The sequence below is a fragment of the Acinetobacter baylyi DSM 14961 = CIP 107474 genome (genome assembly GCF_000368685.1).
Lineage (GTDB): Bacteria > Pseudomonadota > Gammaproteobacteria > Pseudomonadales > Moraxellaceae > Acinetobacter > Acinetobacter baylyi.
The window spans coordinates 168776-186682 of record NZ_KB849627.1 but is presented as its reverse complement, the minus strand read 5'-3'; the positions used below and the strand labels follow the sequence as shown (position 1 = coordinate 186682).

Here is a 17907-nt window from a genome sequence, read left to right as displayed (position 1 = left end):
TTTTGCTTGGTTGCTTCAGGTTTATTGTTTTATGAAACGAACGCTTTTGTGCTGTCTGACATTGTTGAGTTGTCCATTTTTATATGCCGACGAAGACACACAGCTTCGTCTCAATCAAAGCTTGGACCAAACGCTTTTACAAGAACAGCGCCAGTTTCACGAGCAGGGAACCATTCGTAGTACCGAGCAATTACCAAAACTTCAAATTAATGGACAAGAATACAGTATTGAACAAAACCAGAATGATCTTGCCAAGGCGTTATATTTGGCAGTCATGCAAAAACAGTGGCTCAAAGCCACGGTTTATTTAGAACATTATAAGAAATATGTTGGCTACGATCGGGCTTTAACCGACTTTGCCGAAGGGGCAGTTGCACGTTCTCAGGGTCAACTGAAATTGGCTGAACAAAAATTTCAAAGCAGCCTAAAACAACAACCTCATAATTTAATTTGTGAACTTGAGTTAGCGCGCGTGCTGTTTGAACAACAGAAAAATAAGGAAGCAGCACGCCTTTTTATTTCCATTCAAGATCAACTTAAACAAAGTGACCCTGCGGTAATCCCGTCTGGAGTTTTAACCACAGTGAATACTTTTGTTCAGGCATTAAAAGAACGAGACTCTTGGCAAGGCTCGGTTTCAGCGGGTTATACCTATGTCAGTAATTTAAATAGTTCTTCTGAACAGAGTAAAACATGGACGCTTTATGGCAAAGATAGTAACGGTAATATTATCCCAATTGAGCAAGTTACCCGTGGGACGCCTAAAGCTGAATCGGCAACGGGTTTAGATTACGAAGCCAGTCTTATAAAACGCTATGCGATTAAGGGGCATCATGGCGTGGCTTTACGTGCGCTGGCGTTTGGACAGTCCTATAACGACCACGCGGCATTTAATGAATCTACCGTTAACATTAATGCTGGCTACAGCTACTTTGACTTAAAAAATCAAATTGGGGTGAGTCCGCTTTTTGAACATAAACGTTATGGCAATGATGGCCTTTACAATGCGTGGGGCGCGCGTGCCGAGTGGATGCATTTTATCTCAGCAGATAAAGCCTTCAAGCTTGAAGCTGAGAGTAAAGATTTAAATTATCAGAAATATAAAACCCTAGATGGGGTAGAAAGTTCAGCTTTTGTTACTTTCTGGAAAATCCTCCCAAATCAGTGGACCGTTTTTAGTGGTTTAGACGTAGTCGACCATTCGACCCAAGAAAAATATATGGCTGCATACCAGCAGCAAGGTGTGCGGTTGGGCTTAAGCAAATCTTGGAGCACAGGATTTAATACCACTTTGCTGAGTTCTTATCGTTGGCGTATGTTTGATAAATATGCAGAAACTTTCTTAGCTCGTCGTCATGATTTTGAACAGAACTATACCTTTGTCGTGCAAATGCCGCGCTTTGAGTTTTATGGCATGACGCCTAATTTAACCTATCGCTATAACCATAATAAAAGCAATGTCGATTGGCTCTATTCCTACGATAAACACAACATTAGCCTCAAGCTTGAGCACCATTTTTAGGGAATAAGCCATGAAATCAAAATCTTTATTTCCTACACATAAGCCGATAGTTATGTTGCCTTTACCACAGGGGCCGAAGCATTTTTATAAGTGCTTAACCGTAGTCGTGGTGATTGCTCTGCACGTGTTTGTTGTCTGGATGCTGAGCCATTTAATTGAACCCTATACTTTTGCGACATCACCAAAAATAGATGCCTTAAAAGTAAGTTTTGTGTCATTGGCGCCTGCTAAAAAGCCATCGGTTGAAAAGACTGAAAGCCAACCTAAAAAAAGTTTAGCGCCTAAATCTACGTTAAACAATTCGATATCTTCAGTACCAGAAGAATCAAAAAACTCACCTACCAATGTTCAAACATTAGCGTCAAAAACTGCCCCTAAAGAGGTCGTGCAAAATAATTTAAATGACAAACAGCAAGCACAATCAAAAACGTCTTTAAACAATTCAACTTCGCTCCAACCATTGCAGCGTACAGAAAGGCGAGCGGTTCATAACGATAAAAAACTGAGTTCGACAGACCTTGAACAAACGCAAACTGAGCATTTGCCACAAAACACCAATAGCATAACCCAAAGTGGCGGCGTCAAAACACCTGCAATGCAGCAAGAATATTCCAAAGCACCAAGTACTCAAGTTGAACATGATGACGTTGTTCAGGTGAGTAGCGTGGATGTGCTGAGTTTTGGCGGGCTTGATTATGATGACCGCGAGTTAAAACAACAAAATCGTTTGGTTGAGCTTCGGATTCGCATTAATGAAAAAGGGCAGCCAATCGATATCCAATTACGACAAAGTTCGGGCATTCAAAGCCTTGATGAACGGGTCATGCAAGCTGCACGTAAATCCAGATTTAAACCCCACAAAATTAACGGTCGAGCCGTGACCATTGTTGTGGATTTTCCAGTCCAACTCAAACTCAATCGGGGCCGTTAACCGATGAGCGATATCCATTTTGCAGGAGAAAGATGATGAACTCATCTACAGAACAAATCATTAGCAACAGCTTGTCTTTACGTTTGAAACAAGAAACCGCTGCTGAACATGAACGTATGCATCAATTAATGTCACAAGCAAAAGTATTTTCAAGTAAAGAAAAATACGCGCAATTTACGTTGTCTCAATATTACTTTCAGCGTGAAATTGAACATCTTTTTGAAAAAAAGGGTGTGGCAGGACTGATTCCAGACCTCGACATTCGCGGCCGCTCAAAACAAGCACTTGCTGATTTAAATGATTTGGGTATTCAACCCAACGGGCAGCAATTACACAGTGAAAACGTACAACTACCCGAAGCTTTAGGCTGGATTTATGTGTCTGAAGGTTCAACTTTAGGGGCTGCATTTTTATTTAAAGAAGCTCAAAAGCATTTGGGTTTTTCTGAAACGTTTGCTGCGCGTAATTTAGCTGCCTATCCTGAAGGGCGCGCTAAAGTCTGGAAACGTTTTGTACAAGCACTTGATGAAACAGGCTTTGACCAAACCCAACAAGACCGAGTCGTTCAAGGAGCGCTAGATGCCTTTGGATATTTTGGTCAGGCGCTTGATCAGCTTGATGAATTGAAATAATAAAAAGTGGATAAAGGGAATACCCGATATGGACAAACTCAATCAAGTAAATGCAATCGTAAAACATGAGCAGTCGTTAGCACCTGCTCAACCAGTCAGTAAGCTTGCCCGTTCTGTTTGGGCGCGTTGGGTGTTTATTGGTTTGGCTTGGTTGTGTATTGCGCTTGGCATATTGGGTATTTTTATTCCCGGTTTACCCACCGTTGATTTTATAATTTTGGCTGTTTTCTTTGCCGCTCGAGGCTCTGAAAAACTTCATCAATGGTTTCGAAATCATCGTTATATCGGTCCACTCATTCGTGAGTGGCAAGAACATCGGCGTATTTCTAAAAAGGCAAAATACATCTCGACGTTGAGCATGAGCTTGGCTGCGGGACTAATGATTTGGACCATTCCACATCCGTGGTTTGTCTATCCGGCAATTTTATGTATGGCTGGGGTGTTAGCGTGGATGTGGCTTAAACATGATTGAATACTATTTTCTGTAGCGAGAGATATCGATTAACTTTAACTGAATTAGATAAACCAAAACTTGGAGAGTGATGATTAAAGAATAGGCGTAAAACATGAATAGTAATAAAAATGCCATTCTACTAGGCTGCATTCTAGAATGGCCTATCTTAAGATATTAATACCAGAATAAGAATTTAAGGATTTTATATAAGGCGTATTATGTTAATTTTAGAAAAAATTAACTTGTTAATACGATAGCACCTTTATTCAAGGGGAACTTATGAAATTTCTTATGGTTAGAAGTCCTATATCAATTGTAGAAAAGGATTTTATTGGTCATGGTAGAGCTAAAGTAGACTTTTCTGAATATGAAAATGTAAGTCAGGTGATTGATGAAATTAATAAACTTTATCCTGAAGGTATTGGTAGAAAAAAGAATAGTGTCAAACGTTTTTTCAATCTTAAAAAAGGTGATATTGTTCTCGTGCCTATACCAAATGCGATTACTTTAGGTGTTGTTAATGGGAAAAAATACTTTGATTCAAATGAAATAAAGAATAAAGCTTGTAATTTAATTTCAGTTAATTTTTTTAGAACAAATGAAGGGCGTATTGTAAGAATACCTAGAAAATCACTTACTCAAGGTTTGGAAAGCAGATTGAGGCTCAGACAATCAAATGCTGATTTAACAGAGTTTAAAGATGAAATTATTAGAATTATTGAGTCCATTAAGATAAATGGCGCTTATAAGCAAGAAACATATATTTTAGAAAGGGTCGCTGAGGAAGAAGATAAGTTTAAGCATGATTTATTAGCATCTATTACATCAGGTACTACTTGGTTATCAGCTGGTGGTAACGGATTAGAAAAACTTATTAAAGAATTACTAATAATTGAAGGATATACAGCGAATATTCAATCAAAAAGGCAAACTTCGAACATTTCAGACATAGATATTCTTGCACGTAGAACAGATCGATTTTCAGAATCTAATCTAATGATACAAGTTAAGCATCACTCTAATATATCTAGTAGTCATGGTTTAACACAGCTTATTGCTTTCAATGATTTTGAAGATATTGATTATCAAAAATGGTTTATTACAACAGCTAATGTATCTGAGGAAACATTGGAACGTGCTTTACAAAATAATATTAAAGTGATGATTGGTTCGGAATTTGTAGATTGGTTATATCAACATATTGATGATCTTTCTAAAGTTACTAAACAGCAGTTAGGTATTATAGAAATACCACTATTATTAAAGTAATAAAATTAAATTATTTTAGAATAGAACTACTTGAAAAAATTTTATAGCTTGTAAAGATTAGAGTCTCTTGAAAGTATAAATGATTAATCTTTTTACCTTAAGACGAGAATCATTGTAAGGTATAAGGATCCCAAATGCTCATTTTCTGCTTCAGATAAGACCTATAAAAAAAGTCCTCATCTTTCGATGAGGACTTTTATAATTTTGGAGCGGGAAACGAGACTCGAACTCGCGACCCCAACCTTGGCAAGGTTGTGCTCTACCAACTGAGCTATTCCCGCAATGTGTGATGCATTATAGACATTTTGCTTTGAGTGTCAATATACAATTATACCGACTGCCGAATTAATCAGCACGTCGCCATAATGTACCTTGACGGGTATCTTCAAGGACAACACCTTGATCCAAAAGTGCTTGACGAATTGCATCAGCCCCTGAAAAATCTTTCGCTTTTTTAGCATCTGCACGCTGTTGAATCATTGCCTGAATTTCATCATCAGAGAGGCTTAACACTTCTTGTCCAATATCCGATTTTAAAAATTCATCAACGTCGTGTTGCACTAGACCCAAAATTTGAGTGAGATGACGTAAAGTTACATAATATATAGCTGCTTGTTCAGCTTGTTGCTCTTTTACAGCACGATTCAGTTCACGGTTGAGTTCAAATAATACCGCTATAGCCTCAGGCGTATTGAAATCATCACGCATTGCGATATTAAAGCGCTCGATGAATTGTTCGTCTTTTTGTGTACTGTCATTTTGTCCATATACCTGCTCATATGCTTTAAATGCATGGTAAAAACGTGTTAGAGCAGTTTTGGCTTCTTTTAGAGCGACGTCAGAGAAGTTTACTGGACTACGATAATGTGAAGATACAATAAAGTAGCGAATGACCTCAGGATGGAACTTCTCCATCACATCACGAATGGTGAAAAAGTTGCCTAAGGACTTAGACATTTTCTCACCATCAACATTGATAAAACCAACATGCATCCAGTAGTTGACATATTGCTCGCCAGTAGAAGCCTCACTTTGCGCAATTTCATTTTCATGATGCGGGAAGGTCAAATCAGATCCACCGCCATGGATATCAAAATGATTACCTAAGCAGCAAGTTGACATTGCGGAACATTCAATATGCCAGCCTGGGCGGCCATTTCCCCAAGGTGATACCCAAGAAGGTTCATTTGGCTTGGCGCCTTTCCAAAGTACAAAGTCAAATGGATGTTTTTTCTCTACCTCGATATCTACACGCTCGCTGGCACCCGCTTGCATGTCTTCGAGCTTGCGACCTGACAAACGACCATACTTTTCAAACTTACTGACTTCAAAATAAACGTCACCATTTGAAGCTGGATAAGCACTTCCTTTGTCAACGAGCGTGCTAATCATATTTTGCATTTCGCCGATATATTCAGTCGCTTTAGGCGCTTCATCAGGTTCGGCACAGCCCAGTTTAGCTGCGTCTTCGTTCATTGCATCGATAAATCGACTGGTTAACTGCTGAATGGTTTCATTGTTTTCATTAGCACGTTTGATGATTTTATCGTCAATATCGGTAATGTTACGGATATAACGGACATCCCAGCCTTGGCTACGTAAGAAACGAATAATATAGTCAAATGCAACCATTACCCGAGCGTGCCCAATATGACAATAGTCATATACTGTCATACCGCAGACATACATATCGATATGCCCAGGTTTACGAGGGACAAATTCAACTTTCTTACGTTGCTCGGAGTTATATAATACAAATGGTTGCATAAAGTTCTTCAAAATACTCAGCAAAAATCGTGTTACATCATAACGTAAGCTACATTTTTAACAAAGATTTATCGCCGAATTTTATAAGCTTGTGAAAAGTTATACATTTAGAAACGTGACTTGAATAGACATATGCTAGAATAACGTAAATTTTCGCTTTAAAATCTTTGGTCTGTACAGTGTACAAAGATTCTGTTATTTGAGCTATTTTTCATGACCCATGCTATCGATTTTAAAAAAATCGCACTTGAAACCATCTCTGTTGAACAACATGCAATAGATGTATTAGTTAATCAGATTGATGAACGATTTGATCAGGCGTGCGAAATTATTTTGCAGTGTCAGGGGCGGGTTGTTGTGACGGGTATGGGCAAGTCAGGGCATATTGGTCGTAAAATGGCGGCTACATTTGCATCTACTGGTACACCTTCATTTTTCATGCATCCAGGTGAAGCAGGTCATGGTGATTTGGGAATGCTAGTTCGTGGTGATGTCTTGATTGCGATTTCAAATTCAGGAAAAAGCGATGAGATCATGATGCTGATGCCATTGATCAAACATCTTGAGGTTCCCTTAATTACGATAAGTCGCGACGATAAAGGACCTATGCCACAAAATGCGGATATCGCGCTTACATTAGGCGATTCAAATGAAGCATGTCCTCTTGGTTTGGCACCCACTTCTAGTACGACAGCAACTTTAGTACTTGGTGATGCGCTAGCAGTGGCTTTACTTGAAGCACGTGGCTTTACCGCAGATGATTTTGCACGTTCGCATCCTGCAGGAGCGTTAGGCAAGCGTTTACTATTGCATGTTAAACATTTGATGCATACTCAACAGGAGTTACCCAAGGTTTCTCCAGATACACCAATGAATCAAGTCTTATATGAAATTTCAAATAAACGACTTGGTTTGACAACGATTGTAGATGAAAATGATCATTTGCTAGGAATCTTTACCGATGGCGATTTACGCCGACTGATCGATAAGCAGCAGGGCTTTGATGTTAATCTCCCTGTGCGACAAGTGATGGTTGAGCATCCAGCGACCATATCGCAAGAAGCTCGTGCAGTAGAAGCATTGCAAAAATTAAATGAGAAAAAGATCAACCAGTTTGTTGTGGTTGATGACCAAAATAAAGTGATTGGTGTCATCAGTATGCATGACCTCATTCAGGCAGGGGTAAGTTAATACATGGCATCTTATGCATTGATCGAACAGGCTCGTCACCTTGAAGCATTGGTTTTAGACGTTGATGGAATTCTGAGTGACGGTTTCGTGACGCTCACCAATACAGGTGATGAAATTAAATCATTTGATATTCGTGATGGTCTAGGCATGAAATTGGTTCAACAGGCTGGTTTAAAAGTGATTATTATCACGGGTCGAAAAAGTCAGATTGTTGAAAAACGTATGTCAGATTTAGGGGTTGATCTTGTTTTTCAGGGCAGAGAAGACAAAGGCATTGCTTTGAAAGAAGCGTGTGCGCACTTTAATTTGCTTCCTGAAGATTGCCTGTATATGGGAGATGACTGGCCCGATTTATCTGCATTCTCAATTGCAGGGATGTGTGTGACGGTTCCAAACGGTCATAGTGAGGTTCGTCGTCGAGCTGATCTGGTTACACAGGCTATGGGTGGTCGTGGTGCGGTCAGAGAAGTTTGTGATATGTTGCTGAATGCAAAAGGAGTTTACGAAGAACTTCTTGCAAAATATCTAGCTGTACCCCATTAATAGTTTAATCGACCGAGAAAGGTGAGATACGCCGTATCATGGATACCAGAGCTCTTTATATTGCTGCTGTTGTAATCGCAAGTATTAGTGGCGGTTACTATTACTATAGTGGTAAGGCAAAAAAACTTGATGTCGACTCGGCTCGAAATATGACTTATTCGGCCGAGGGAGTAAATCTTACACAAACGGATGATCAAGGGCATTTGTATGTACGTGCAACAGTAGATCGTCTAGAGCAAAATATGCAAAATCAGACATCTAAGTTGGAAAATCTGAATGCATCCACATATAAAGCTGGCAATGTCGATTCAACATTTTTTTCTAAATATGCCTATGGTTACAATGACAATGAAAAGGTTGTCCTTTCAGATCAAGTTGTTGCAACTAAACTCTCTGATCATGGAAAAATGCAATTTCAAACTGATGAGTTAACCACCTATCCTCCGAAAAAAATGATTGAGACGACTCATCAAGTCAATGTGGATTCTCCACAGTCATCTTTTATCAGTCAGGGATTAAAAGCAGATTTAAACACTGGTCAATACGAGTTTTTTAATATTCGAGGAAAGTATGCACCGAATTCTTAACTTATTTTGCACAACAGCTTTCCTTAAAAAAGTTGCTCCAGTGGCACTATTGGGAATGTCTTGTTCGGCAGCTTTTGCTGTTCCATCAGATCGAAATCAGCCAATTTCGTTGGTGGCCGATCATGCAACATACAATGATAAAACGGGAGTCACAACCTATACTGGTAATGTTGTGATTGAGCAGGGAACCATGAAGTTGCAAGCAGACTCGATTGTAGGCCAACTCAATTCACAACGTCAGCTACAAACGATTAATGCAACAGGTCGTCCAGCTAAGTTTCAACAGCAAATTAATGCTCAAAAGGGCATTGCTCGCGGTGAAGCACAAAAGATTGTTTATAATGCTGAAACAGGAATCATCACGCTGAGTGGAAATGCTTATCTGAATCAGGATGGGGCAAGTGTTCGCGGAAATACGCTTCGTTACAGTATGAATAAGGGTGATATTGAAGCACAAGGTTCAGGCTCTAATCGTGTACAACTGGTGATTCCACCATCTGCATCTAAAAGCTTTCCAGGAGCACGTGACTAATGGAGCAAATCGCGCAACAACAACCTCAGACTTTATGCATTAAGCATCTTGCAAAGAATTACAGCAAACGTTGGGTGGTAAAAGACGTATCGTTTGAGATGCAAAGTGGACAAATTGTTGGTTTGCTTGGGCCGAATGGTGCTGGTAAAACAACCAGTTTCTATATGGTTGTCGGGTTGGTGCGCATGGATAAAGGTGAAATTCATCTTGATAATCTTGATTTGTCTGATCTAGCTATGCACGAACGCGCGAGAAAGGGAATTGGTTATTTGCCTCAAGAAGCTTCTATTTTCAGAAAACTTACGATTGCTGAAAATATTATGGCTATTCTTGAGACTCGAAAAGACCTGAATAAGCAACAGCGTCAGCAACGTCTCCAAGAGTTATTGAATGATTTTAAAATCACGCATATTAAAGATTCTTTAGGGATGAGTGTATCTGGTGGTGAGCGACGACGTGCTGAAATTGCGCGTGCATTGGCCGCAGACCCAAAGTTTATGCTGCTTGATGAACCTTTTGCGGGGGTGGATCCGATTTCGGTCGGTGATATTAAAGACATTATTCGTAATTTAAAAGATCGCGGTATTGGCGTACTCATTACCGATCATAATGTGCGTGAAACTTTGGCTATCTGTGAGCATGCTTACATTGTAAGTGAAGGCGCTGTAATTGCAGAGGGTTCTCCGCAGGATATTTTAGAAAATGAACAGGTACGTAAGGTATATCTAGGAGATGATTTTACAGTCTAGATGATCTGTCCATTTTTTCAATAAACCTGACTTATTTTAATTAACTTACTAGTTTTATTAAGATAAGTCAGGTTTTTTATTGGAAAAATTTTAATAGAAAGGTGTGATTTGTTTAGCAAATTATGTCTTTTTGTGATAAATATATGTAAAAATTTTACCGCTGTTAAACCCTAAAAAAATACTTACTATGCATCGATCAGAATCTACATCTCAAATGAGTGATAAGGGGAGCAAGGGAACCTGCTTGAAAATGTTACTGCTATGCAGTTCAATTTCACTGGTGACGACTTCTGTATTCGCCGAAACATCGGATAAACTTAGTTTCAATAATTTGAAAGAAAAAGTTACTGATTTATTCAAGTCCAAACCAAAAGATGGTTACAAAACTGTCCAGATGCAGAATTTTCAAACCGTAAAACTAGATCCAATCATTGTGCAAGGACTACCTCAGGTGAGTTATGGGGCGGTAGCAGTTGATAATAATACGGGTCCTGTCGAATCAAGGTTAAATGAGATTGGCTTAATTAATGCAGTCCAGATTGCGGTAAAACGTAATCCTTCAATTGGCGAAGCAATCTCTACTATGGCAGCACAAAATGCCAATATTGATGTCGCACGATCTCAGTATTTTCCTCAGATTACAGGAGGGATTAGTACAGGAGGAAATTTATCTTCTTCTGAGCAGCGTGGACGTCAAATGTACACGATTAGTGCAACACAGATGGTATATGACTTTGGTAAAGTGAAGTCTAATGTATCTTCCCAAGAAGCAAGGTTGCAGCTCCAACAAGCAAATGTTTTAGTAAGTATTGATACCATTGCAACTCAAGTTGCGACCACCGTGGTCAACATTGAACGTTATAAAAAATTAGTAGAGATTGCAGAGCAACAAGTTAAAGGTTTGCAACGTATTCAGAATATTGCAGAATTAAGAGCACAGGCAGGTATTAGCAGTCAAGCTGATCCAGTGCAGGCAAGGTCTTATGTTGAATCGGCACAGGCTGCGCTCATTGCTCAGCGTTCTTTGCTTCGTCAAAATCAACAACGTTTAACCGTATTACTTGGTTTTGATGCTTATGACAAATCTTGGTCAATTCCAGAAGACCTTGTGCAGGTATCTGACTTATATAAAGAGCCTGATTTTAATATTATCCCAAATATGCTTGTTGCTCAGGCACAAGTTGAAGTCGCTAAAGCAGATAAAAAGCAAACAGATTTGAGTCGTTATCCAACACTGTCCTTAGTCGGTTCTGTGAGTCAGGCTGCTAATGGTGTAAACAATAATAATAACAAAGAAGATGGTTTCTATAGTTCTGTTTCATTAGAGGCCAATACCAAACTCTATCAGGGTGGTGCTGTTACTGCTCAGATTCGATCGGCTGGTTTTGCCGAGGAAGCGGCGAAAGCCAAAGTTAACTCCGTTTATCTAGATGTAATGGATGCTGTAAAAACCACACGAGAAAATATCGAAAACAAACAGGAGCAAATTAAGGTATTGCGTGCACGTGAAATTACAGCAGTTAAAACACGCGAACTTTATCAAGAACAATATAAATTAGGCACTCGTTCTGTCTTGGATCTTTTAAATGCCGAGCAAGCCATCCATTCATCAATTAATGAGTTGGAAAGTGCCCGTTATGATATTTACTCAAGTCTTGTTCAATATATTTCAACAACGGGACGTTCACGTAATGCTTATGACCTGAATAATATTTCAATTCAAGGGTTTGAGGTTCAACCATGACCAATAATACATTTAATTATCAACCATGGTTGCAGGCTGTCCTCACCATTGCCAGACATTATCGTATCGAGTCTTCAGAAGAGCGTATACGTCTCCAGCTTGACTGGAATCAGAATCAAAATCCTGAAGAAGTTCTGGAACTGATGTGTCGTCAAGTTGGATTAAGTTTGCGCGTTGCGAAATTTAATTCAGATCTATTAAATCCTTGGCGTCTACCTGTCATTGCAGAATTTAAAGATGGTCAGATAGGGGTGGTGGATAAGGCTGATACAGAAGGAAACGTGAGTATTCAGTTGAGTGGTGATCATGGGTTATCACAAAGTTTTGCAATTGACAGTCTGAAAGGTTTAATCAAACATATTTACATCATGCGTCCCGAATCTTCTATTCCAGATGCACGTGTAGATGAATATATAAAACCTTATGAGGCCAATTGGTTCTGGTCAATCGTTTTAAAAGACTGGAAACGTTATATTGACATTATGTTTGCATCTTTAATTGCAAATATTTTGGCTTTAGCAACGATTATTTTTTCTATGCAGGTTTATGACCGTGTCGTACCCTCTCAGTCTATTCCAACCTTATGGGTACTGGCAGGTGGTGTTTTTATAGCAGCGATTTTTGAGTTTGTGCTCAGAGTCAGCCGTATTTATTTATCAGATATTATTGGCAAGCGAGCTGACTTAAAAATTTCTGATCGCGTGTTTGGCCATGCACTTCGGATTAAAAATAAAGAGCGTTCAAAATCTACTGGAACATTTATTTCTCAAATTCGAGAGCTTGAAGGTGTTCGTGAACTGGTGACATCCACCACAATTACTGCCATTGCTGATTTGCCTTTTTTCTTACTCTTTTTAGTCATTTTGTGGATTATTGGCGGGCATGTTTTCTGGGTAGTGGTAATCATGGTTCCCTTAATGATTTTACCTGGAATTTTAGCTCAGAAAAAACTTGCGAAATTGGCACAAGAAGGTATGCGAGAGTCTGCAATTCGTAATGCTATTTTGGTTGAAGCAGTACAAGGGATTGAAGATATCAAATTATTACGTGCAGAGTCGCGCTTTCAAAACCAATGGAACCACATGAATGAGTTGTCTGCTGATTATAGTATGCAACAACGTAAGATTGTGGGAGTTTTATCTGCATGGACTCAAAAGCTTCAGGGCTTAACTTACGCCCTTGTCGTTTTAGTGGGCTGTTTCGCCGTGATGGATGGAGAGATGACCACGGGTGCGCTGGTTGCATGTTCAATCTTGTCATCGCGTATGTTAGGGCCAATTTCTCAAATTACTGGTGTGCTCGGACGTTTACAACAAGCGAAAGTTGCCAAGCAAAGTCTTGATGAGCTCATGAAAAAGCCTGTTGATCAACCAGATCGCGCTCATCTTGTCCACAAACCAGTGATTCATGGAGACTATGATTTAAGTAACGTCGTTTTTCAATATAATCCTGAGGATTCAAAACCTAATCTGGCGATTCAAAAACTAAGAATTAAAGCAGGTGAAAAAATTGCAATTTTAGGTCGAAATGGGGCTGGTAAATCAACTTTATTGCAATTACTTTCAGGTATGCAGTCTCCAATCAATGGAAAACTTACTTTAGATGATCTCGAACTGTCATTAATTGATCCGGCTGATATTCGTCGTGATATGGGATTACTCAATCAGAATGCCAGTCTATTCTACGGAACAATCCGTGAAAATCTGACTCTGGGTGCGCCTCTGGCAAATGATCATGAAATCATTAAGGCGCTTAAAGTAACAGGCGCTTTAAGTTTCGTAGAAGAAAAGAAAGAAGGCCTGGATCATATTATTTTGGAAGGCGGTGTCGGATTTTCTGGGGGCCAACGTCAGGCGCTTCTTCTTGCTCGGCTATTGATTCGTCAGCCAAATATTCTACTTTTAGATGAACCGACTGCTGCAATTGATGATGTATCAGAGAAACAGTTAATTGATCATTTAAAGCAATGGTTGGCACACCGTACACTTGTTGTTGCGACACATCGTAGAGCAGTACTTGAGCTAGTTGATCGTATTATTGTGATCAATGATGGAAAGATCGTGATGGATGGTCCACGTGACCAAATATTAAAACAGTCAACTCAACCTAAAGCAGTCACACAACAGGGGACACAATCATGAGCGATCAACAACAAGAAAAAGCCCGCTCATTAAATGTTTCTTATAAAGAGCCACCTTTGCCAAGAGCCAGTTTAATCATCTGGATTGTCGGAATTGCCTTGGTGATTTTAGTGGTTTGGGCATGGGTGTTTAAGCTTGAAGAAGTTTCTACAGGAACAGGTAAAGTCATTCCATCTTCAAAAGAACAAATGATTCAGTCTTTAGATGGTGGGATTCTGACCAAACTAGATGTAAAAGAAGGTGATATTGTTCAGAAGGGTCAAATTCTGGCTCAACTTGATCCAACACGCTTTGCATCAAATGTAGGTGAGTCTCAGTCATTACTGATGGCGGCTCAGGCAACCTCTGCCAGATTAAGAGCTGAAGTCAACGGAACACCTTTGGCCTTTCCTGATGAAGTCAAGCAGGAGCCAAAACTGGTACAAGAAGAAACAGCTTTATATAATTCACGTCGTGCAAATCTTGAAGAAACGGTCGCTGGATTAAAACAGGCCTTGCATTTGGTTCAGCAAGAACTCGTGATGACTGAACCATTGGTTGCCAAGGGTGCTGCGAGTGAAGTTGAAGTACTACGACTAAAACGTGAAGCAAATGATTTACAAAATAAGATCAACGATGCACGTAGCAGTTACTACGTAAAAGCACGTGAAGAGTTATCTAAATCAAATACTGATGTTCAAACTCAGCAGCAAGTCATTAAAGGACGAACTGATACTTTAAATAGAACTGTATTTAAAGCACCTGTACGCGGTGTTGTAAAAGAAATTACAGTAACGACTCTAGGTGGTGTTGTTCCGCAAAACGGTAAGTTAATGACCATCGTACCACTAGATGAGCAACTCTTAATTGAAGCAAGAATTTTGCCACGTGATATTGCCTTTATTCGCCCTGGTCAGGAAGCGCTAGTTAAAATTACGGCTTATGACTATTCAATTTATGGTGGTATGAAGGGTAAAGTGACTGTGATTTCACCAGATACAATTCGTGATGAAGTGAAACAGGATCAGTTCTATTATCGTGTATATATTCGTACAGACTCCGATAAGTTATATAATAAGGCTGGTAAAGCTTTTAATATCACACCAGGTATGGTTGCTACAGTAGATATTAAAACTGGTCAGAAAACCATTATGGATTACTTATTGAAACCATTCAATAAGGCCAAAGAAGCGTTAAGAGAACGTTAAAAATAAATAAAATCCTCGACATGTTCGAGGATTTTTTTATCCTCTAAAAAATATGAAATTGCGTATAATGGCTGAGCTTGTATCAATTGATTGAGTTTTATGTCTTTTACGATTTCAGAATTAGTTTCATTTGAAGAAGAAGTTAAAAAAAGCCGGTTTCAGGCGTTTGCTATTCCTGTTGAAACTGAGCAACAGATTAAAGAATGCTTAGAACAATTCAAAGATGTATCTACAACACATCAGTGCTGGGCTTGGAAACTAGGACATCAAGTGCGTTTTAATGATGATGGTGAGCCATCAGGCACAGCTGGACGTCCTATTTTGGCAACTATTGAAGGAAATCAGCTGACCAATGTATTGGTATTAGTCAATCGATGGTTTGGAGGGATCAAACTTGGTACTGGCGGATTAGTCAGGGCATATGGAGGTTGCGCTGGTAAGTGTTTGACATTGGCAGAAAAAATAGAGCTGATTGAAAAGCATAAAATTCGTTTAAACTGTCATTTTAATGAATGGTCGATACTCCAGTATGAGTTTAAGAAACAGCATATTGATTTTGTTGAACACTATTTGCCTGAAGGTGTAATGGTTGAAGCTTCTGTTTTGGTCTCTCAGATTGAGCCCTTAAGTATAAAATTACAAGATTTAACTCGCGGTCGTGAAAAACTCAAGCGATTAGAGAGTGAACATGATGAATGACCCTTTGCTCAAATATAGAGAACAACACAAACATCGATTGAATTACATGCCTTGGTTGTATTGGAGCCTAAAACCGAAACATAAAGTATGGGCAGAGGAGTGGCAAAAAGAGTATCAACGGTATTTAATGGATATGGAAACTGTTGAGATCGGCAAGAATTGTTTTATTTCTCCGTTGGCACATATTTTTGCAGAACCTGGGCGAAAAATCATTATTGGTGATCATAGCTTTATTGCGGCCGATTCAGTTTTACATGGCCCGATTGATATTGGATCTGAAGTTGCGATCAATCATCACTGCATTTTAGATGGTGGAAAAGCTGGAATTAAAATTGCAAATCAAGCAAGAATTGCAGCTTATTGTCACTTATACGCATTTGATCATGGAATGCAGATGGATAAGCCAATTTATCAGCAAACAGTTCGATCACAAGGAATTTCAGTGGGAAAAGATGTATGGTTAGGTGCACATGTTGGGGTTAAAGACGGTGTCAAAATTGATGATCATGCTGTGATAGGTATGAATAGCATGGTGACTAAAGATGTGATGCAGAATCAGATAGTGGCCGGTAATCCAGCACACTTCATTCGTATGAGAGATTAGAAAGACCTTGATTTAGAATCAAGATCTTTCTGATGGATTTATTTGAGTATAATTATACTGGAGAAACAGTATGATTAAACAACTCATCAAGTGCATTAAAGCCATGCAGACCAGTACCTACTGCAGCAACGGTACCCGCAACCAGATCAACAGCATTGGTTGCAGTTTCGACCACAGTACCTACTACTGGAGTAGACGAAGTAGAGGCAACTAGTGGATTCAAGTCATCTGAAACATCGCTAACGACTTTAGATACATCAATTACCACCGTACCTAAAGTTTCTGCAGGAGCATGAAGTACATCACTTACTAAAGCAACTGGATCTACATTTGCAACGTATTGACCAACATCACCTACAGTTCCAACTACGTTATCTACACTCGCTACAACACTACTAAGTACATCACCAAGTACAGGAGTTTGTGCCAAAGTGTTAGTGATTAGTGATGTGCTATCTAACAAATCACTGACTGTATTGGTGGTATCTGTCACTAAGTTACCAGCAACAAAAGTTGTATCAGATAAAAGACCCTTAACAGCACCCAGAACATCACCTGATTGAAGGCTTTCAGACAAGTGTTGAACTGTCCCTACAAGATTCTCGGCAGTTGAGGAAATAAGATTAGAAACACTTGAAGCAACCTCACCCACAACAGGAATATCCTGAGCTGCATTTATAAGTGTAGTTGACACATGATCTAAAGTAGATGAAGTATCTACTGCTAAACTACCGAGTAAGTTACTGGTATCTGTAGCGAGACCAGTTAAAGTTGTCGCAAGGTTTCCAGATTCAATGTTAGTGGCTGTATTATGTAATGTACCAAATAGATTGTCAGTGGTTGAACTCACTAAACCAGTGACAGAGCTTACGGTATCTCCTAAAACAGGAACATGACTAAGTACCTCAACAGTAGGCGTGACGACAGTTTCAACCACGACATCAGTGATTGTTTCCGCAGCAGTGACTACTGCATTAACAATTTTACCTACTGCTGAAGTCAAACCTTGAAATGCTGTTGTTAATACGCTGCTAAGTTTCCCAGAAAATAATGAAAACATGATTACCCTCTTAAATTTTTAAATTAAAATAATGTGCACTACATTTTTAATGAAAAAAGTGATTAATCTCAACAAATAAATTGAAAAAATAACTGTTTTATTATTGGTTATTCTTTTTAATAATTTAATTACGATAGGTTTTATTGGTTTTTATATCATAATGTGATATTTGTCACAAATATAATATGAATTATAATGATTTGAATAGTCGAATTGTGCAATAAATGTATCAATTTAAAAAAAATAATCTAAATTGAACCTAGCAATACTTAAATATGCTAACTTAAAACTAAGG

Annotated in this window: 17 protein-coding genes and 1 tRNA gene; 15 read left to right on the top strand and 3 right to left on the bottom strand. The window is 39.0% G+C overall.

Annotated elements, in window-relative coordinates; all coding sequences use genetic code 11:
• The first annotated feature begins 31 nt into the window (after nt 1–31).
• The 5 genes from F952_RS07945 (at nt 32) to F952_RS07925 (ending at nt 4808) form a co-directional block, all read left to right on the top strand.
• A complete protein-coding gene (locus F952_RS07945; protein ID WP_004925372.1) occupies nt 32–1522 on the top strand; it encodes a hemophilin secretion modulator in 1491 nt (496 codons plus the stop codon).
• 10 nt (nt 1523–1532) lie between these two features.
• Nucleotides 1533–2453, top strand: coding sequence for an energy transducer TonB (locus tag F952_RS07940; RefSeq protein WP_004925370.1), 921 nt, complete (start codon nt 1533–1535; stop codon nt 2451–2453).
• A gap of 32 nt (nt 2454–2485) precedes the next feature.
• Complete coding sequence (locus F952_RS07935) at nt 2486–3085, top strand: biliverdin-producing heme oxygenase (protein ID WP_011182296.1); 600 nt, start codon at nt 2486–2488, stop codon at nt 3083–3085.
• Between the two features lie 28 nt (nt 3086–3113).
• Entirely contained in the window at nt 3114–3557 is a 444-nt protein-coding gene (locus tag F952_RS07930; RefSeq protein ID WP_004925364.1) for a YbaN family protein, read from the top strand.
• A gap of 261 nt (nt 3558–3818) precedes the next feature.
• Nucleotides 3819–4808: a restriction endonuclease gene (locus tag F952_RS07925; protein ID WP_004925360.1), complete on the top strand. Its 990-nt coding sequence runs from the start codon at nt 3819–3821 to the stop codon at nt 4806–4808.
• A gap of 205 nt (nt 4809–5013) precedes the next feature.
• On the opposite strand, the gene F952_RS07920 is transcribed toward F952_RS07925, so the two are convergent.
• Nucleotides 5014–5089: transfer RNA gene (locus F952_RS07920), tRNA-Gly, on the bottom strand.
• 64 nt (nt 5090–5153) lie between these two features.
• Nucleotides 5154–6575 carry a cysteine--tRNA ligase gene (cysS, locus tag F952_RS07915; RefSeq protein WP_004925355.1) on the bottom strand — a complete coding sequence of 474 codons (1422 nt, stop codon included), beginning with the start codon at nt 6573–6575 and terminating at the stop codon, nt 5154–5156.
• Nucleotides 6576–6788: 213 nt separating this feature from the next.
• Between cysS and F952_RS07910 the strand changes: the two genes are divergently transcribed.
• The 10 genes from F952_RS07910 to F952_RS07865 all read left to right on the top strand — a co-directional run bounded on the left by F952_RS07910 (nt 6789) and on the right by F952_RS07865 (nt 16552).
• Nucleotides 6789–7766 carry a KpsF/GutQ family sugar-phosphate isomerase gene (locus F952_RS07910; RefSeq protein WP_004925352.1) on the top strand — a complete coding sequence of 326 codons (978 nt, stop codon included), beginning with the start codon at nt 6789–6791 and terminating at the stop codon, nt 7764–7766.
• 3 nt (nt 7767–7769) lie between these two features.
• Nucleotides 7770–8309: a KdsC family phosphatase gene (locus tag F952_RS07905; RefSeq protein WP_004925349.1), complete on the top strand. Its 540-nt coding sequence runs from the start codon at nt 7770–7772 to the stop codon at nt 8307–8309.
• Nucleotides 8310–8347: 38 nt separating this feature from the next.
• Entirely contained in the window at nt 8348–8896 is a 549-nt protein-coding gene (lptC, locus tag F952_RS07900) for an LPS export ABC transporter periplasmic protein LptC (protein WP_004925346.1), read from the top strand.
• Nucleotides 8880–9428 (top strand): lipopolysaccharide transport periplasmic protein LptA, encoded by a 549-nt coding sequence (gene lptA / locus F952_RS07895; protein ID WP_004925344.1) that lies wholly within the window; start codon nt 8880–8882, stop codon nt 9426–9428. The genes lptC and lptA overlap by 17 nt, the downstream gene beginning before the upstream one ends.
• Nucleotides 9428–10177, top strand: a complete 750-nt coding sequence (gene lptB, locus F952_RS07890) for an LPS export ABC transporter ATP-binding protein (protein WP_004925341.1) — start codon at nt 9428–9430, stop codon at nt 10175–10177. Before lptA ends, lptB begins: the two co-directional genes overlap by 1 nt.
• A gap of 250 nt (nt 10178–10427) precedes the next feature.
• A complete protein-coding gene (locus F952_RS07885) occupies nt 10428–11921 on the top strand; it encodes a TolC family outer membrane protein (protein ID WP_004925338.1) in 1494 nt (497 codons plus the stop codon).
• Entirely contained in the window at nt 11918–14062 is a 2145-nt protein-coding gene (locus F952_RS07880) for a type I secretion system permease/ATPase (protein ID WP_004925335.1), read from the top strand. Before F952_RS07885 ends, F952_RS07880 begins: the two co-directional genes overlap by 4 nt.
• A complete protein-coding gene (locus F952_RS07875) occupies nt 14059–15249 on the top strand; it encodes a beta-barrel domain-containing protein (protein WP_004925331.1) in 1191 nt (396 codons plus the stop codon). The genes F952_RS07880 and F952_RS07875 overlap by 4 nt, the downstream gene beginning before the upstream one ends.
• Nucleotides 15250–15348: 99 nt before the next feature.
• Nucleotides 15349–15948 carry an IMPACT family protein gene (locus F952_RS07870; protein WP_004925328.1) on the top strand — a complete coding sequence of 200 codons (600 nt, stop codon included), beginning with the start codon at nt 15349–15351 and terminating at the stop codon, nt 15946–15948.
• Nucleotides 15941–16552 (top strand): acyltransferase, encoded by a 612-nt coding sequence (locus tag F952_RS07865; RefSeq protein ID WP_026056865.1) that lies wholly within the window; start codon nt 15941–15943, stop codon nt 16550–16552. The genes F952_RS07870 and F952_RS07865 overlap by 8 nt, the downstream gene beginning before the upstream one ends.
• Before the next feature lie 52 nt (nt 16553–16604).
• Here F952_RS07865 and F952_RS07860 read toward each other — a convergent pair whose 3' ends face one another.
• Entirely contained in the window at nt 16605–17612 is a 1008-nt protein-coding gene (locus F952_RS07860) for a hypothetical protein (RefSeq protein WP_004925323.1), read from the bottom strand.
• Between the last annotated feature and the right edge of the window lie 295 nt (nt 17613–17907).

Coding starts and splice junctions, on each gene's coding strand:
- F952_RS07945 (WP_004925372.1), top strand. CDS start 32: ATGAAACGAACGCTTTTGTGCTGTCTGACATTGTTGAGTTGTCCATTT.
- F952_RS07940 (WP_004925370.1), top strand. CDS start 1,533: ATGAAATCAAAATCTTTATTTCCTACACATAAGCCGATAGTTATGTTG.
- F952_RS07935 (WP_011182296.1), top strand. CDS start 2,486: ATGATGAACTCATCTACAGAACAAATCATTAGCAACAGCTTGTCTTTA.
- F952_RS07930 (WP_004925364.1), top strand. CDS start 3,114: ATGGACAAACTCAATCAAGTAAATGCAATCGTAAAACATGAGCAGTCG.
- F952_RS07925 (WP_004925360.1), top strand. CDS start 3,819: ATGAAATTTCTTATGGTTAGAAGTCCTATATCAATTGTAGAAAAGGAT.
- cysS (WP_004925355.1), bottom strand. CDS start 6,575: ATGCAACCATTTGTATTATATAACTCCGAGCAACGTAAGAAAGTTGAA.
- F952_RS07910 (WP_004925352.1), top strand. CDS start 6,789: ATGACCCATGCTATCGATTTTAAAAAAATCGCACTTGAAACCATCTCT.
- F952_RS07905 (WP_004925349.1), top strand. CDS start 7,770: ATGGCATCTTATGCATTGATCGAACAGGCTCGTCACCTTGAAGCATTG.
- lptC (WP_004925346.1), top strand. CDS start 8,348: ATGGATACCAGAGCTCTTTATATTGCTGCTGTTGTAATCGCAAGTATT.
- lptA (WP_004925344.1), top strand. CDS start 8,880: ATGCACCGAATTCTTAACTTATTTTGCACAACAGCTTTCCTTAAAAAA.
- lptB (WP_004925341.1), top strand. CDS start 9,428: ATGGAGCAAATCGCGCAACAACAACCTCAGACTTTATGCATTAAGCAT.
- F952_RS07885 (WP_004925338.1), top strand. CDS start 10,428: ATGTTACTGCTATGCAGTTCAATTTCACTGGTGACGACTTCTGTATTC.
- F952_RS07880 (WP_004925335.1), top strand. CDS start 11,918: ATGACCAATAATACATTTAATTATCAACCATGGTTGCAGGCTGTCCTC.
- F952_RS07875 (WP_004925331.1), top strand. CDS start 14,059: ATGAGCGATCAACAACAAGAAAAAGCCCGCTCATTAAATGTTTCTTAT.
- F952_RS07870 (WP_004925328.1), top strand. CDS start 15,349: ATGTCTTTTACGATTTCAGAATTAGTTTCATTTGAAGAAGAAGTTAAA.
- F952_RS07865 (WP_026056865.1), top strand. CDS start 15,941: ATGAATGACCCTTTGCTCAAATATAGAGAACAACACAAACATCGATTG.
- F952_RS07860 (WP_004925323.1), bottom strand. CDS start 17,612: ATGTTTTCATTATTTTCTGGGAAACTTAGCAGCGTATTAACAACAGCA.